Genomic DNA, 16094 nt, shown 5'->3' with positions numbered 1-16094 from the left:
AATATTGAGAAAGCTGAACTTTCTTATTTTTACAAAAAATCTGAAGTCACTATATGACCACATCTTTTGAAAGGTATCAAAAACGCCGACTCATATCCTCCTATTTCTCTGTTGTGATTAGTATTGCACTGGTTTTATTCCTTTTAGGAATGCTGGGACTTTTGGTTTTGAACACCAAGAAAGTGGCAGATCACTTTAAAGAACAGATAGCGCTTACCGTATATTTAAAAGATACCGCCAAGGAAGTAGAGATCGAACAATTGAAAAAGAGCCTGGCGATGGCAGATTACACCAAGACTACTACCTATGTAAGCAAGGAAGATGCTGCCGCTGCCCATAGCGAAGAAATAGGGGAAGACTTCATGGAATTTCTGGGTTATAATCCACTGCAGAATTCTATTGATGTCTATATGAATGCCGATTTCGTTTCTTCGGAACAGGTGGATGAAATTGCAGCAGATCTTACTTCCAAAAATTTTGTAGATGAGGTCATTTATGACAAACCGCTAATCGCCTTATTGAATGATAATGTTAAGAAAATTAGTCTGTGGGTATTGATTGCCAGTACGGTTTTCACTTTTATCGCCGTCCTATTAATTAACAGCAGCATCAGGCTGGCTGTGTATTCAAAACGATTTATCATCAAAACCATGCAAATGGTTGGTGCTACCAAAGGTTTTATACGCAGACCTTTTATCTGGCAAAGTGTAAAACTGGGGCTTATCGGGGCGATTCTCGCACTTATTGGAATGGCCGCAGTGCTATTCTATCTCAACAACAGTTTTCAGGAATTGAATCTTCTGGGAGATGTAAAAATGCTAGTGATACTATTCTCCGGAATTTTCCTGATGGGTATCGTTATTACCTGGATAAGCACATATTTCGCGACATCTCGTTTTCTGAATCTTAAAACAGACGAACTTTATTATTAGACCATGAAAAAAGAGAAAGAAATTCACCAGGGAGGAAGTTTTAATACCGGATTTGTTTTCGGAAAAAGAAACTATATGTTCATGTTCATTGGTCTTGCCGTGATCGCACTTGGCTTTATACTCATGTCTGGTGGTGGTAGCGAAAATCCGAACGAATTTAATGATGCTATTTATAATTTTCAACGTATAAGGCTTGCGCCAACCCTAGTGCTAATTGGCTTTGTGATCGAAGTCTACGCCATTCTGTTGAACCCACATAAAAAATAATCAAATTTGGATCTATTAGATGCGGTGATCCTCGGGATCATCCAGGGACTTACTGAATTTTTACCAGTTTCCTCAAGCGGACATTTAGAATTAGGAAAAGCAATTCTTGGGGATACTAGTGTACCAGAAGAATCACTATTATTTACGGTGGTACTCCATTTTGCTACCGCATTAAGCACCCTGGTCATTTTCAGAAAAGATGTTTTTGAAATTTTAAAAGGTCTTTTCAGTTTTAAATGGAACGAAGAAACCCAGTTTTCACTGAAGATCATAATTTCTATGCTTCCTGCTGTTATAGTAGGATTACTTTTTGAAGAACAACTTGAAGCGCTTTTTGGAGGAAATATATTGTTCGTTGGATTTATGCTTCTTGTGACTGCATTGCTTTTATGGCTTGCAGATAAAGCGAAAGATACCGGAAAAAAGGTAAGCTATTCTAATGCATTTGTAATTGGAGTAGCCCAGGCGATCGCTATGCTCCCAGGAATTTCAAGAAGTGGCGCCACTATTTCCACTTCTGTTTTGCTTGGAAACGACAAAACCAAAGCTGCAAGATTTTCATTCTTGATGGTAGTGCCTCTCATCTTCGGAAAGATCGCGAAAGATCTTTTAGGAGGAGAGTTAACTTCCAGTTCCACAGACCTGACAGCACTTGCAGTAGGTTTCATAGCGGCTTTTATCGCTGGATTGGTTGCCTGCACCTGGATGATCACTCTTGTTAAAAAAAGCAAGCTATCCTGGTTTGCCATTTATTGTTTTGTAGTGGGAATCGCAGCGATTATTTTTGCCTATGCTCAATAAACAATTTACTGCGGAAGAATTCAAAGCCGGACAGGTACTTCTTTTCGACAAACCATTGAACTGGACTTCTTTCCAGCTGGTGAACAAAGTAAGATGGCTCATTAGAAAAAGTTGTAATATCAAGAAAATCAAAGTTGGTCATGCTGGAACTTTAGATCCACTGGCTACCGGGCTTTTAATAATTTGCACAGGAAAGTTTACCAAAACCATTCCCGATCTACAGGGACAGATCAAAGAATATACGGGAACCGTTAGCCTTGGTGCCACAACACCTTCTTTTGATCTCGAAACCGAATTTGACGCAACTTTCGAAACTTCTCATATTACTGAAGAAAAGTTGCTGGAAACCTGTAAAAACTTTATTGGAAAGATCGAACAGACACCACCGGTTTTTTCAGCTTTGAAAAAGGATGGAAAGCGACTTTACGAATACGCCCGGGAAGGTGAGCATGTTGAAGTCGAAAAACGAGAGATCGAAATAAACGCTTTTGATATCGACTCTGGCAAATTTCCTGATATAGACTTCAGAGTAGTTTGTAGCAAAGGAACGTACATCCGTAGCCTGGCTCACGAATTTGGGATGGCTTTAGACAGTGGAGCACATCTTTCAGCATTGAGAAGAACCGGAATCGGAGAATATTCCGTAGAAAATGCCATGGATATCGAATCTTTCGAAAAATTCTTACCTTCACGGGAGAACATTTAAGATAGAGAAAACTCTAATCCCATGGATTTTTTCGACAAACACAAAGCTCTCATTATTACTTCCCTGCTATTTGCTGTGCTATTTCTGGCGTTGTACAATCTCAATATGGCCAACAAGCAAAAAGCAGCCGGAGAAATGCTCGTGGATCTTGAGCAATTTCAGAAGGAAAAGGCTCCGGAAGAGGAACCTGAAGAACAGGAAGCACAACCTCAGCAACAACGAAGAAACGTTCAGACCAACAAGGCCTATAATGAAGATAAGGAAGCTCGGGATGCAGACATGAAGAACAAGCTGGACGAAATTTTCCAGAAGAATAGTGCCAGCCAGGAAGCCGAGGAAAGCGAAGACACACAAGGCGTCGGAAACTACCAGGTTAATAAGAAAACTGCTGACAGGAAGAAAGATGCTTCCAACGGTGATGATTCCTCTGAAGAGAGCTCACAGAAATCGGCAGTGTATGATTATAGCAGTATTTCATTTTCCTTAAAGGGCCGTCGGGCAGTTAAGATTCCGAATCCTGTTTATACCTGTGACGTTGCAGGTAAGATCGTGATCAACATTAGTGTGGATGCTAACGGCTACGTACTCGAAACCAGCCTGAATAAAGGCAGTTCCACTTCAGATAATGAATGCCTTGTTGAAAGAGCGATGGAATATGCCGCAGGAGCAAGGTTTAGTAAGCTTGCTGGCAAGAATGAGCAGCCGGGAACCATCACATACTATTTTAAATCTTAGAATATGGCAGAATTAAAACGATGTGGTTGGTGTGAAGGAGATGCGCTCTATGAAGCTTATCATGACCAGGAATGGGGAGTTCCAGTTCTTGATGACCATAATTTATTTGAATTTCTCAGCCTTGAAACCTTTCAGGCGGGATTGAGCTGGATCACCGTATTAAGAAAAAGGCAGAATTTCAGGGAAGCATTTGATGATTTCGATTATCGAAAGATCGCTTTATATGATGAACCGAAGATCACAGAACTAATGGAAAATGCCGGAATCATCCGGAACCAGTTGAAAATTAGAGCCACCGTCAATAACGCACAACAATTCATCAAAATTCAGGATGAGTTTGGCAGTTTTAGTAGGTATATCTGGAACTTTGTCGATGGCACTCCAATACAGAATAAAGTAACGAATTATAAGGAAGCACCCGCGACTACGGCTATCAGCGACCAGTTATCAAAAGACCTGAAGAAACGCGGTTTTAAGTTTACCGGCTCAACAGTGATCTATGCACATATGCAGGCAACCGGAATGGTCAATGACCATGAAATTGATTGTTTTCGTTATGATGAGATCAGGAAACTTGGTGAAAAGATGAAAACTTAGAAACTATTAGTTGCTACTTTAGATAACTAAGAAACTCTTCTCTCGTGATCTCCTGTGCTCCCAGACTAGCAAGATGATCTGTATACACCTGGCAGTCTATTAGATGTACGTCTTCCTCCTGAAGCTTTTGAACCAGTTTTATAAACCCAAATTTAGAAGCGTTGCTCACATTCGCAAACATACTCTCCCCACAGAATATTTTTTTCTTCCGAAGATAAATTCCGTATAAACCTCCAACCAGATTATTATCATCCCATACTTCAGCTGAAATGGCTAATCCCATTCGATGTAAGTCGAGGTAAGATCTCTTAATCTCTGGAGTGATCCAGGTACCATCCTGACCTTTTCTGAAAACTTTTCCGCAGTGATCGATGACCGCCTCAAAATCCTGATTGAAAGTGACCTGAAATTTGTTTTTATTCAGGTAAGGACGCATACTTTTGGAAATCTTCAGCTCTTCAGGAAACAGCACCATTCTGGGATCTGGTGACCACCATAAAACAGGCTGCCCTTCACTATACCATGGAAAGATCCCTAAGTGATAGGCCTCCAGTATTCGATCAATACTGAGTTCCCGCGTGACTGCAAGAAAACCATCTTCATCTGCCAGCTCTACTGGAGGAAATTTTTGTCCCGGACCTATAAAATACACCTACTCAAAATTGTTTGATGAAATTAAAAAAGTCCGATGAAATAATCACCGGACTTTTAATTTTTATAAGACTTCTCCTTAGAAAGGCAGATCGTCGTAATCCTCTTCGTTCAAATCACTTGCTGGCTCGAACTGGTCTGGTGGTGGTACGTTACCTCCAGACGGCTGTTGAGCGGCAAGGTTCTCAATTCTCCAACCCTGTACAGAATTAAAGTATTTAGTTTCCCCTTGTGGGCTCACCCATTCTCTACCTCTAAGGTTGATACCAACCTTTACTGGCTGACCTACTTTAAAGGCATCCAGAAGACTACATTTATCCTGAACGAATTCGATCATGATATGTTGAGGATATTGCTCCTCTGTCGTCACAACCATTTCTCTCTTCTGAAACCCATTATTTCCGAAGGTCTTTGTATCTCCTATTAATTTGATTTTTCCCTGTACTTCCATTTTATCTCTATTTTGCTAATAATATTTTCCAGGCTTTCATCGGCTCATCCTGTTCAAGATACCGCTGTGCCTGTTTATGAATTTTTTCCTGATCCTTGCTTTCGACTAATTCAGCTACTTCAGCTTCCTGTTTCTTAAAATCCTGAATTTCGGCATCATCTGGCAAGGATTCTACATTTCCAAGTTTCCCAAGATCATTACCAGTTAGAACTTTACTGTTTCTGATCTCTTCTGGCATTGCATCTACACCAATTCCTAAAGTCGAAAGCGGCTTAGGAACTTCGAACATTCCTGTTCTGGCTCTCGAATACCAATTGCCACCCATACGGGCTACCTGGTCTATTTTATATTGATCAATATAACCGTTTTCATCAAGAACTTCTTCCTTCACATGGATCTTGACCACGTGACAGATCACAAGATTTCCCGCTCCACCTTCAGTTCCGGTTTCAATGATATCAACGATCTTGCATTCCATTTGAACCGGAGATTCTGCCACACGAAATGGCTTCACCAGATCAGATTTCAGCATTGTAAGCCCGGCTTTCTCGAACTCATTTACACCTTCCCCATACTCAGTACTTGAAAGCGACATTTGCTGAACAATGTCGTAATTTACAATATTGATCACCACCTCATCTACTTTTTTTGCATTCTCAAAAGTATGCTTGGTCGTATTGTCCCGTCCTCTTCTGGCAGGAGAGAAAATAAGAACCGGAGGATTTGCGCCAAAAACATTGAAAAAACTAAAAGGAGATAAATTTGGTTTCCCCTCCTCGTCAATGGTACTTGCAAAAGCAATAGGTCTTGGTCCAATAGACCCAAGTAAATACTGATGTAATTTACCTGTTCCTATATCTTTTGGCTCTATACTGAACATATACTTTATTTTCGCCAAAGATAAAGAAATGTAGAGGGAATGAAAAGCCAAAGCATTACAATAAAAATCATTTTAAAACGCTTATATTTATTCTATAAAGCCGTAGTAATACATGAATCTACCCGACGAACGCAGCTTTAATCGCTGGTTTATCATTCTTTCCTGTCTTGTGGTTACCGCGTTGGTCCTTTGGAACACCAGTATCTTTTTTCAACGGCTTAAGGAAGACGAAAGAGCTAAAATGAATATCTGGGCCCAGGCGCAGGAAGAACTAAGTGCCGCTCCTGAAGATGCTGATCTTAGCCTGATCCTTGAGATCCTGAATAACAATACCACGATCCCCATAATACACACCAATGAAGATGGAGCGATCGCCTACACTACGAATATTGACCCTGTGATCCTCGAAGATCGCGAAAGATTAGAAGGATATCTAATTGAGCTAAAAGAGGAAAATGACCCGATTGCCGTAGATCTTGGAGAAGGTCAAGTCCAGAATTTATACTACGGAAATTCACCCGCACTTAATAAACTTAAATATTACCCTATTGGGCTTACGCTTATAGGCTTTCTGTTTATTGGGGTCGTTTATTTTTTCTATACTACCACAAAGAATAGTGAACAGAACAAGTTGTGGGCGGGTATGGCCAAGGAAACTGCCCATCAAATCGGGACTCCGTTGAGCTCCTTAATCGGGTGGACTGAAATTTTAAAATCTGAAGATGTGGATCCTTCTTATATCAAGGAGATGGAAAAGGATATCGACCGCTTACAAACCATTACTGAAAGATTTTCAAAAATTGGCTCTGCACCAAATCTGAAGGAGATAAATATTGTAGAAGCTACCCGGGAAAGTTTTGACTATTTAAAATTGAGAAGTTCCAATCTAATTGATTTCAGCATTCAGACTCCAAGGCAACCAATCTGGGTTATGCTCAACGAACAACTGTATAGCTGGACCATAGAAAACCTGGTCAAGAATGCGATAGATGCCATGCGTGGAAAAGGAGAGCTTTTGATCGAGATCAAGCAGGACATGAAACAGGCACATATCTATATTACAGATACCGGGAAAGGCATCGACAAGAACAAATTTAAAGTGATCTTCGAGCCTGGACAAACCACAAAAAAACGTGGTTGGGGACTAGGTCTTTCCTTAGCCAGAAGAATCATAGAAGAGTATCACCAGGGTAAGATCAAGGTTGCTAGAAGTGAGATTGGAAAAGGCACCACTTTCCAGATAAGTCTTAAAAAGATCTAATACTCGAATATCTTTTCCCTTAACCAATCTGGAACCGGGAAAGTGCTGTTCTTATCAAAATCATAGCAGACTACAGTGTCCAGTCCTTCGGCACAGATCTGATCCTCATTGTTCAATATCAAGTGTCTTAAGGTGAAGCTGCTATTCCCTACCTTGTCTAGTTTGGTTAAAATTCGTGCAATTCCCGGATAGTGTAAAGGTCGCTTGAAATCACAATTCGTAGACACCAGCATGGTTCCCTTATTTGTTTTCTGATAGAACTCGTGGATACCGGTTGCTTCCCAGAAATTGACTCTACCACTTTGCATAATGCGCATGAACGTGATATTATTCACATGCTGATACATATCCAGATCGCTCCAGTCTATCCTGAGTTCCAGGCTCAGTTTATAATCTGCGATTTCTTTCACAGCTCTACGTTCGCATGAATTTTTTCTGCAAGTTCCTGAAATTCCTCTTCAGTCATTTTCACTTTGTTGGAGAAGTTCATTTCATCCATAGTATTTAAAGGAATAAGATGTACATGGGTATGTGGCACTTCAAGTCCAATAACGGCCATTCCCACTCTTTTGCAGGGAACGGTCTTTTCCAATGCAATCGCAACACTTCTGGAAAAACGCATTAATTCCTGGTAGATCTCTTCCTCAAGGTCCCAGATCTTATCCACTTCCTTCTTCGGAATGCAGAGCGTGTGACCTTTTCCATTTGGATTCACATCGAGAAATGCAAGAAACTGACTGTTCTCTGCTACTTTATAAGCTGGCACTTCTCCTCTAACGATTTTTGTAAATAAGGTTGACATAATATTAGTATGGTTGGTTTGCCTTAAAATTAAAAAATCCTTTTCTCAAATCTTAAAAATAAGATGAAAGAAAAGGATCATATTTTAACTGTAATGAACTGTTACTCTCTCCAGATCTCGATCACATCAAAGGTAACTGTACCGTTGGGCACCTGAATTTCAGCAGTATCGCCTACTTTTTTTCCAAGTAAACCTTTACCAATTGGAGAATCTACAGAGATCTTTCCAGATTTTAGATCGGCTTCGCTTTGTGCGACCAGCTTATAAGTCATCTCTGCTCCGTTGGTCTGGTTCTTAATTTTTACATGTGAGTGGACCAGCACTTTGGAAGTATCCAGTTGAGATTCATCGATCACTCGTGCGTTAGCCATAACTTCTTCCAGTTTGGAAATTTTCAATTCCAATAATCCCTGGGCTTCCTTGGCAGCATCATATTCTGCATTTTCACTAAGGTCTCCCTTATCTCTCGCTTCACCAATAGCATTTGAAGCCTTCGGTCTCTCAACATCTTTTAACTGGTTGAGCTCATCTCTAAGTTTTTTCAACCCTTCAGGGGTGTAATAAGATACTTTACTCATAACTTTATCGTTTTAAAATTCCGCGGAAATAACCCATGGTTAGATTCAGGAATTAATAGCTTAATGATCTGGTAATTTTTATGGTTCCACGACGTGGAAAAGCCCGGATCTACAAATTTTTAGTGCTCCGGGTTCAAACTATTGCATTATTAATTAAAAAAATCCCATGAATTACGGGATTTCTTTGAACAAATGTAAGAAATTTAATCTTTTGGAGCAATTATATTATTTTCGCCTCAATACAATTTATATGAAGAAACTACTGAGTCTATTGACTGTTTATGTACTACTTACAGCCTGTTCCGGGTCTGACGATTCTTTTAATAATAACCCGAATCTCGCCGATCTAAGTTTCAGGTTTCAGGTAAATTTATCCTTACCTGAATACAACAATCTGCAGTTTCCAGGAAACGCTTATGCGACCTACAATTATGGAGTAAAAGGAGTGGTTATTTACAATATCAACAACGATCAATATGTAGCTTTTGAACTAAGTGATCCAAACCACCCACCAAGATCCTGTTCTGCAATGACCCTGAATGGAGTGATCGCAACCTGTAATTGTGATGATAATTCTTATAATGTGATCACAGGACAACTTTCAGAAGGAGAAGGTGAATACGGTATGAAACCATATAGAGTAGAGAAATCTGGCAATATGCTGCAGATCTTTAACTAAAAAAAGCCTTCTCTTCAAACCCCTACAATTTGAAAAGAAGGCTGCAAAAATGCATTAAAGTTGATTTAGAACTTCAATGTAAGTCCAAGTAAGAAATTTGTTGTTGCCTGTGGATAATATCCAGCTCCGTCAAAAGTTTGCACTCCAGATGGATTAGTATCGCTGGAAATATCGTAGGTATAATAATATCCGTTAGACACATATTCCTCTCCAAATATATTATTTACCAGTCCTGTAAGTACGATCTCACGGAACATCCAGGCCTTGTCCCAAGTGTACTGAACATTAAAATCGTTCACAAAATAGCTGTCCAGTTTTGAATTTTCTGCTTCTACATTACTCATAAATTGCTCTCCAACATATTTAGAGAGAAATTTAAGTTCGAGCCCTTTAACCGGTGAATATTCCAGCATGTTCGCAGCGACGATCTCTGGAGAATATGAAATATCTGTATCTCCATAGGCTACCAGTTCTCCATCGAATGGAGAAACAAAGTCCACGTTCTTATTTCGGCTTAAGGAAATATTTGGTCGAATATTAAAGTTGTCTGTCACCCTAACTGTTGCATCTACCTCTAGTCCCAGTCGATAGGAATTTCCGCTATTCTGGCGAATAAATGCCCCAACATCATCAAGACCTCCGGTAAGCACCAGCTGGTTTTGATAATCCATATAATACAGGTTCGTGTTCAAAACAAAATTGGTGCTTTGATGTCTCCAACCAAGTTCAAAATCATTCAATTCTTCAGGTTCCGGATCTCCATTTTCATAATCGCCACGACTTGGCTCACGATGAGCACGTGCGTAGGATAGGTAGAACTGGTCACCTTCATTCAATTGATAGGTTAACCCAGCCTTCGGATTAAAGAAACTAAAGTTATCATCGTTTAAAAATCGAGTCTGGTCATCTAGAAGTCCGTCGGTTTCATAGTTCACGGTTCTTAACTGAAGATCTAAATAACCTCCAAGTTTTTCAGTAATCGCAAAGTTTGCTTTTCCGTAGATATTGAAGTCGGTTTTATCTGCCTGGTTGAAATAGTATGGTTCGTAAGGGTCATTATTACGAGCAAATCTGGTATAGATCACCTCGCCATAATGATCACCATCATATTTGTTCCATCCTCCACCAAGGGTAAGATCCCAATTGGTAGTCTCATAATTCACGCTAAAAACGGTTCCGTAGAAATGATTATCCAGCCATTTGGTCCCTACAAGATCTGAAGAGGTAATTTCCTCTCCATTAGACATGAATAAGGGAAGTCCGAATTCCTGTAGATCTGCATCTTCTTCATATTCCTCATAATATCCGCGACCGTAGGTATAGTGAAGTGCAAGGTTTGTAGACCAGTTAGACCCAAAATCCTGGTTCCATAGTAACTGGTAATGATCCTGTTTATAATTATCTGTCTGCCCGTCATAGAACTTCGTGTTTCCATCCTCATCGGTATAGATTCCTGCCGGATTAAATGTGCGGTCATTTTCAAGTGTTTCAGCATCGATACCATACCAGGCCTGATAGGTTCTTTCGCTACCACCAAAAGTAAGTGCTTTAATAAGTGTATTATCATCTACGAAAGATCCCTGTAGAAAGTATGATTTTAAATCACTACTTGCCCGGTCTATATAACCATCACTTCTAATTTTTGAAGCACGTCCTGTAAAACTGAAATGATCATTAATAAGACCAGTGCTAAATTTTACGGTATGCTTAAAAGTATTGTAAGAACCGATACTGTTCGCGATCTCTCCCTGAGCTTCTTCTTTATAAGCATCTGTAAGGATGTTAAGACTTGCCCCAAAAGCACCAGCTCCATTAGTTGATGTTCCCACACCACGCTGTAGCTGTAAATTTTCTACGGAAGAAGCAAAATCTCCCAGATTCACCCAGAAAGTTCCCTGGCTTTCAGAATCATTATAAGGCACCCCGTTGATGGATACATTCACCCTTGTGGCATCACTACCACGAACACGAATTCCCGTGTAGCCAACACCGTTCCCGGCATCGGTTGTGGTAACTACATTGGGCATATAGCTCATAAGTACCGGAATATCCTGTCCAAGATTCCTGTCGCCAATTTCTTCGTTGCTTAAATTGCTATAGGTAATTGGAGATTCATCGGTCACCCTCACAGAAGATAGAAATACTTCATCCAGAGATTCCTGCGCTCCGGCAAGATCAATATTTAAAGTCGAGTCTTCGGTTAGATTTACAGTTCTACTTCTTTGATTTCCGAAGGAGAAGATAAGCGTATAATTTCCTTCTGAAAGCTCAAGCTCATAATAACCATTTTCGTTGGTTAAAGTTCCAGAACCTGTACTTTGCAGATAAACTGAAGCTCCATCGATAGGATTTCCATTTTCAGTTACGATACCACTGAGTTTGTAATCCTGTGCGTAGGCCTGAAGAGAAATTGCCAGCAGCGCCACAAAAGATAATAAATGTTTCATTCGCAAAATTTTCTACGAATAAAAGGGGCAATTATTCTTTCCTGATTTAGTTATAAAATAAAAAATCCTGAGATCACCAATATGGTAATAACAGGAGTACATACATCGCACTTTCGTGCGTATCCCTTGGCAGCATTACCTGCCCAGGTTCATTGGGTATGATCTCAGCCCGTTAAGGCACCCCTTATGAGATTATGCCGCAAATGTAATATGCTTTTTTAGAAATGCAATACATTTGAAGAAAATTGGGAATAAAGATTTTTAAGTACACAGGAAGTTTATGCTAAATACGAAACGCTCTTTAACAGTTAAGGTTGTTGCAGGATATGTGATTGTTTCCATTCTCGCCGGGCTTGCTGTCTGGTATATTTATAACCAGGTGCTCACCTATTCTGAAATTGCCCAGACGAATACTGAAAATACACAGCAGCTCATCCTGGTATCTGAGATTTCCACCAACCTCAACGAATCTGAAAATACAAGCCGGCGTTTGATACAAACCGGGAATGAAGAAGAGCTACAACTTTACAATTCTCAAATTGACAGTATTAAATCCAAGATCAATGAACTGGAGAAAAGTTATACGCAACTTGATTTTGAAGACGAAGCAGATAGTATTTACCAACTTCTGGAACAAAAGACAGAAAACCTGAAGGAGCTGGTTGCTTTACGAGATACCGACAGGAATACCAATTATTACCGGAAAGCTCTTGGGGAACTTCGGAATATTGACCAGTCTTTCAAGGATTATAATTACGAGAACAGATTCAGGAATTTAAAATCTTATCAAAAAGATGTGCTGGTAAAGTGGCTGGAATATTCAAGAGAAGATAATGCCGAAAATATTACTACTCAGCGTCTGGATTCGCTGGTCAAATCTGTCAAGAGAGTATTAACCGACCTTGAATTTGCTAACCGACAGTTTCAAAATGAGGTGGTTCAGAAGGAAAATGAGTTGCTTAATAATGATATGATCCTGAATCAGCAATTACAGGGTTTGCTATCTAATTTAGAGAAAAGCGAACGAAAAAATTCATTGGAACGAGCAGAGACTTTTCAGAATATGCTGGACAAAACTTCCACGATCATTCTAATTGGGAGCTGTATTATTATCCTGATCATCCTTTATTTTATCATTAATATTATTGGTGATATTACCAGAAGTCAGCGATACAGGGTGCAACTGGAAGAGGCCAAGAATTTTGCAGAATCACTACTGGCCAGTAGAGAGCAGTTCATGGCTGCGATCACTCACGATCTTCGAAGCCCATTGACAACCGTCATGGGATATACAGATCTTATACAGAAAACCGATCTTGATGAAAAGCAAGCATATTATTTAAAGCAGATCAAAAAATCTTCAGAATTTATCCTGAGACTGGTCAATGATTTGCTGGATCTCTCGAAACTCGAAGCGGGAAAAATGCTGATAGAAAAACTAGCTTTCCACCCCGGCAAATTGATCGAGGATACTGTAAATAATATCATTCCTGCGGAAAGGACCAAAAATGTAAGTATTGAAATAGTTGTTGCTCCTGAAGCACAAATGCAGCTGGTTAGTGATCCTTTCAGAATTAAACAGATTCTGGCAAACCTGATTTCAAATGCCTGGAAATTTACGGAAGAAGGAAGCATTGTCATCTCTGCAAATCTCGTAAAACCTAAGAAGAACAAAGAAATTCTTGAATTAAGAGTCAAGGATTCCGGGATCGGAATCTCAAAAGAGAAACAGGATAGTATTTTCGAGGAATTCTCCCAGGAAGATAACAGTATTGAGAAGAAATTTGGCGGTACTGGTCTTGGACTTGCCATCACGAAAAGACTCGCGCATTTATTGGATGGTGACATCAGGGTGGAAAGCGAACCCGGGATGGGAAGTGAATTTATCATTGAAATTCCGGTCGAGAAATATCAGCCTTCAGTTAAGAAATCGAAGAAATCTTTAGAAAATAAAATTGAGAAGAATTATGCTGCTTCAGGACTAAAGGCGCTGGTAGTAGATGATGAACCTGGACAATTATCCCTTACCGTAGAACTATCCAGATCTATGGGTTTCGAAATAGATACTGCGGCAAATGGTAAGATCGCGCTTGAAAAGATCAGCCAGAAAGAATATGATCTTATTCTTACCGATATTCAAATGCCAGTTCTGGATGGTTTTGAACTTATTAAAACTATTCGCGATACCGATGAGATCATGCATTTGCCCGTTATCGCTTTATCGGGTCGTACAGATCTTGAGAAACAAGTCTATATGGATGCCGGTTTCGATGAAAAGTTACTGAAACCCTATAAATCCAGAACCTTAAAAGAAACGATCGCTGATGTGCTGGATCTGGAACATAAAGATCCAGTTTCCAGTAATGAACAAGGAAAATCTACAGAGCTACAGACAGGACTTTACGATCTTTCTGAGATTTATGAATTTGCTGGTAAAGACGATGCTGCCTTTAAAGAAATACTTCAGGCCTTTATCGAGGGAACCAAAGAAAGTATGGAACAATTGAAATCGGCATGGGAGAGTCAGAACGAGGATGAATTGGGCAAAACTGCTCATAGAATGTTACCAATGCTTAGACAAATGCAGGCACATACCATCACGCCAGAGTTACTAAAACTTGAAGAAAGGAAAAATATAGATAAAACTGAATTCGTAAGTCTTCAGGAAAAGCTTGAACAGCTATTAAACGATATCGAAGCGAAAATTAAAGTTTGATGCCGTACTGCTTCAGCTTATTATAAAGCGTCTTTCTATCTATAGAAAGCATTCTGGCGGCTTTACTTTTATTACCATCAGTTTTCTCAAGAGCATCAAGAATTAGTTGTTCTTCATTCTTATTCTTGAACAGACCGTAATCATTTTCCGTAGAACGACTGGAAGTTGCAATCTCATGAGGCAAAACTTTTAGCGGAATTAGATCTTCCTGGGTGAGCAATACAGCTCTTTTCACCATGTTCCGAAGTTCACGAAGGTTACCAGGCCAGTTGTAGTTCTTAAAAGCATCTATTGCTTTATCTGTAAAGCCAAGCACATTTTTCTCCAGGTCCTTGTTCGCCTCATCAAGAAAATGGTTCGCAAACAGCATCAAATCCTCTTTACGCTCGCGAAGTGCAGGAATTTTTATAGAAAACTCATTAAGTCTATGGTAAAGGTCTTCACGGAAATCACCTTCTTTTACTGCGTTCGATAAATCTTCATTGGTTGCAGTTACCACACGAATATCTACTTCTATTTCATTATTACTTCCCACAGGTTTTACACGTCGTTCCTGAAGCGCACGTAATAACTGTACCTGAAGTTCATAACTAAGATTTCCAATTTCATCAAGAAACAATGTCCCACCGTTAGCGGCTTCAAAGTGACCGGTTTTATCGTTTATCGCGCCGGTAAAGGAACCTTTGATATGACCAAAGAATTCACTGGAAGCTATCTCTTTAGGGATCGCTCCACAATCTACGGCGATAAATGGCGCATCACGTCTTTTACTTTCCAGATGGATGCTCTTTGCCACCTGCTCTTTTCCCGTACCACTTTCACCGGTGATCAAAACCGACATATTTGTTGGGGATACCAGTTCGACATAATCGGCAAGTCTTCGGGAAGGTTCACTAACGCCCTCTACAAGATCAAGTCTTTGTGTTGTTGAACTGGATTTGCTGGCTTTTTTTACGGGTTTCGCGGCAACTTCTTTTGGTGCTACCACCTTAGTGCGCAAGGCATTTTCTATGGTTTGTAATATAGATTCAGGTCGAAATGGCTTGGATACATAATCGAATGCACCTTCTTTCATAGCATTTACTGCCATACTGATTTCAGCATAACTCGTCATTACGATCACTTGAGTAGCAATGTCCTTAGCTTTAACTCTTTTCAAAATCTCAAGGCCATCATGATCTGGTAGACGAACATCTGTAAGTACAAGTTCAAAGTTGCTTTTTTCAATCTTATTGAATGCTTCTGCTGCAGAAAATACCAGCTCGACTTTATACTCCCTTTTCTCTAAAAAGGTTTTGAGCATAGTACCGAAGGCAACATCGTCTTCAACGACCAGAACTTTAGACATAGAATAGCTTTAGTGAGCTGCAAAGGTAAGAATCTTTAACTCATATGGTTTTAAAAGAAAGCATAAAAAAAGAGGCTTCGAAAAAGCCTCCTTAGGTAGCCTGCAAAATTAAAATTTTGCAAGTAACTGGTTTCCATTTAATCAGATCTGCGTCATGAACTTTTAAATTTATAGAAATGGATCTGGTGTTAGTTGTTATGGTTGTTGCAGCTAGGCTGCTACCATTTCTATAAATTTCAAGTT

17 protein-coding genes and 1 riboswitch are annotated in these 16094 nt (G+C 39.8%); of the genes, 9 read left to right on the top strand and 8 right to left on the bottom strand.

The genetic code is table 11. The features are described from left to right. The first annotated feature begins 53 nt into the window (after window positions 1-53). From ABVM50_RS05540 to ABVM50_RS05515, 6 genes are read left to right on the top strand one after another with little or no spacing between them, the layout of a single operon-like run. The gene (locus ABVM50_RS05540; RefSeq protein ID WP_405200326.1) at window positions 54-932 is read left to right on the top strand and encodes a cell division protein FtsX; all 879 of its coding nucleotides are present in this window, start codon (window positions 54-56) and stop codon (window positions 930-932) included. 3 nt (window positions 933-935) lie between these two features. Beyond that, window positions 936-1199: a DUF3098 domain-containing protein gene (locus ABVM50_RS05535; RefSeq protein WP_405200325.1), complete on the top strand. Its 264-nt coding sequence runs from the start codon at window positions 936-938 to the stop codon at window positions 1197-1199. Between the two features lie 6 nt (window positions 1200-1205). After that, window positions 1206-2000 carry an undecaprenyl-diphosphate phosphatase gene (locus tag ABVM50_RS05530; protein WP_405200324.1) on the top strand — a complete coding sequence of 265 codons (795 nt, stop codon included), beginning with the start codon at window positions 1206-1208 and terminating at the stop codon, window positions 1998-2000. Continuing rightward, the gene (truB, locus tag ABVM50_RS05525; protein WP_405200323.1) at window positions 1990-2706 is read left to right on the top strand and encodes a tRNA pseudouridine(55) synthase TruB; all 717 of its coding nucleotides are present in this window, start codon (window positions 1990-1992) and stop codon (window positions 2704-2706) included. The genes ABVM50_RS05530 and truB overlap by 11 nt, the downstream gene beginning before the upstream one ends. A gap of 21 nt (window positions 2707-2727) precedes the next feature. Then, window positions 2728-3441 (top strand): hypothetical protein, encoded by a 714-nt coding sequence (locus tag ABVM50_RS05520; protein WP_405200322.1) that lies wholly within the window; start codon window positions 2728-2730, stop codon window positions 3439-3441. 3 nt (window positions 3442-3444) lie between these two features. Further along, a complete protein-coding gene (locus tag ABVM50_RS05515) occupies window positions 3445-4038 on the top strand; it encodes a DNA-3-methyladenine glycosylase I (RefSeq protein WP_405200321.1) in 594 nt (197 codons plus the stop codon). Window positions 4039-4051: 13 nt separating this feature from the next. Here ABVM50_RS05515 and aat read toward each other — a convergent pair whose 3' ends face one another. The 3 genes from aat to ABVM50_RS05500 all read right to left on the bottom strand — a co-directional run bounded on the left by aat (window position 4052) and on the right by ABVM50_RS05500 (window position 6020). After that, window positions 4052-4690 carry a leucyl/phenylalanyl-tRNA--protein transferase gene (gene aat, locus ABVM50_RS05510; RefSeq protein ID WP_405200320.1) on the bottom strand — a complete coding sequence of 213 codons (639 nt, stop codon included), beginning with the start codon at window positions 4688-4690 and terminating at the stop codon, window positions 4052-4054. A 78-nt stretch (window positions 4691-4768) separates the two neighbouring features. After that, window positions 4769-5140, bottom strand: coding sequence for a DUF3127 domain-containing protein (locus tag ABVM50_RS05505; protein ID WP_295178663.1), 372 nt, complete (start codon window positions 5138-5140; stop codon window positions 4769-4771). A 7-nt stretch (window positions 5141-5147) separates the two neighbouring features. Next, window positions 5148-6020: a flavin reductase family protein gene (locus ABVM50_RS05500; protein ID WP_405200319.1), complete on the bottom strand. Its 873-nt coding sequence runs from the start codon at window positions 6018-6020 to the stop codon at window positions 5148-5150. A gap of 112 nt (window positions 6021-6132) precedes the next feature. Between ABVM50_RS05500 and ABVM50_RS05495 the strand changes: the two genes are divergently transcribed. Beyond that, complete coding sequence (locus ABVM50_RS05495; protein WP_405200318.1) at window positions 6133-7281, top strand: sensor histidine kinase; 1149 nt, start codon at window positions 6133-6135, stop codon at window positions 7279-7281. Here the strand turns inward: ABVM50_RS05495 and ABVM50_RS05490 are convergent. From ABVM50_RS05490 to greA, 3 genes are all read right to left on the bottom strand, one after another. Further along, window positions 7278-7691, bottom strand: coding sequence for an acyl-CoA thioesterase (locus ABVM50_RS05490; protein ID WP_405200316.1), 414 nt, complete (start codon window positions 7689-7691; stop codon window positions 7278-7280). The genes ABVM50_RS05495 and ABVM50_RS05490 overlap by 4 nt on opposite strands. Then, window positions 7688-8083 (bottom strand): HIT family protein, encoded by a 396-nt coding sequence (locus tag ABVM50_RS05485; RefSeq protein ID WP_141876631.1) that lies wholly within the window; start codon window positions 8081-8083, stop codon window positions 7688-7690. The genes ABVM50_RS05490 and ABVM50_RS05485 overlap by 4 nt, the downstream gene beginning before the upstream one ends. Before the next feature lie 101 nt (window positions 8084-8184). Next, window positions 8185-8661 carry a transcription elongation factor GreA gene (gene greA / locus ABVM50_RS05480; protein ID WP_141876630.1) on the bottom strand — a complete coding sequence of 159 codons (477 nt, stop codon included), beginning with the start codon at window positions 8659-8661 and terminating at the stop codon, window positions 8185-8187. A gap of 250 nt (window positions 8662-8911) precedes the next feature. On the opposite strand from greA, the gene ABVM50_RS05475 reads away from it, so the two are divergent. Continuing rightward, window positions 8912-9340, top strand: coding sequence for a hypothetical protein (locus ABVM50_RS05475; protein WP_405200315.1), 429 nt, complete (start codon window positions 8912-8914; stop codon window positions 9338-9340). 65 nt (window positions 9341-9405) lie between these two features. Here ABVM50_RS05475 and ABVM50_RS05470 read toward each other — a convergent pair whose 3' ends face one another. Further along, the gene (locus ABVM50_RS05470; protein ID WP_405200314.1) at window positions 9406-11787 is read right to left on the bottom strand and encodes a TonB-dependent receptor; all 2382 of its coding nucleotides are present in this window, start codon (window positions 11785-11787) and stop codon (window positions 9406-9408) included. A gap of 105 nt (window positions 11788-11892) precedes the next feature. Continuing rightward, window positions 11893-11982, bottom strand: a riboswitch (TPP riboswitch). Between the two features lie 85 nt (window positions 11983-12067). Between ABVM50_RS05470 and ABVM50_RS05465 the strand changes: the two genes are divergently transcribed. Further along, the gene (locus ABVM50_RS05465; protein WP_405200313.1) at window positions 12068-14503 is read left to right on the top strand and encodes a hybrid sensor histidine kinase/response regulator; all 2436 of its coding nucleotides are present in this window, start codon (window positions 12068-12070) and stop codon (window positions 14501-14503) included. Here the strand turns inward: ABVM50_RS05465 and ABVM50_RS05460 are convergent. Further along, window positions 14493-15851: a sigma-54-dependent transcriptional regulator gene (locus ABVM50_RS05460; RefSeq protein WP_405200312.1), complete on the bottom strand. Its 1359-nt coding sequence runs from the start codon at window positions 15849-15851 to the stop codon at window positions 14493-14495. The two genes, ABVM50_RS05465 and ABVM50_RS05460, sit on opposite strands and share 11 nt — an antisense overlap. Window positions 15852-16094: the final 243 nt, after the last annotated feature.

It is taken from the genome of Christiangramia sp. LLG6405-1 (assembly GCF_045055805.1).
In the GTDB taxonomy this organism is placed as follows: Bacteria; Bacteroidota; Bacteroidia; order Flavobacteriales; family Flavobacteriaceae; genus Christiangramia.
Note: the sequence above shows the minus strand (reverse complement) of the source record. Positions and strands in the feature narration are given on the sequence as shown.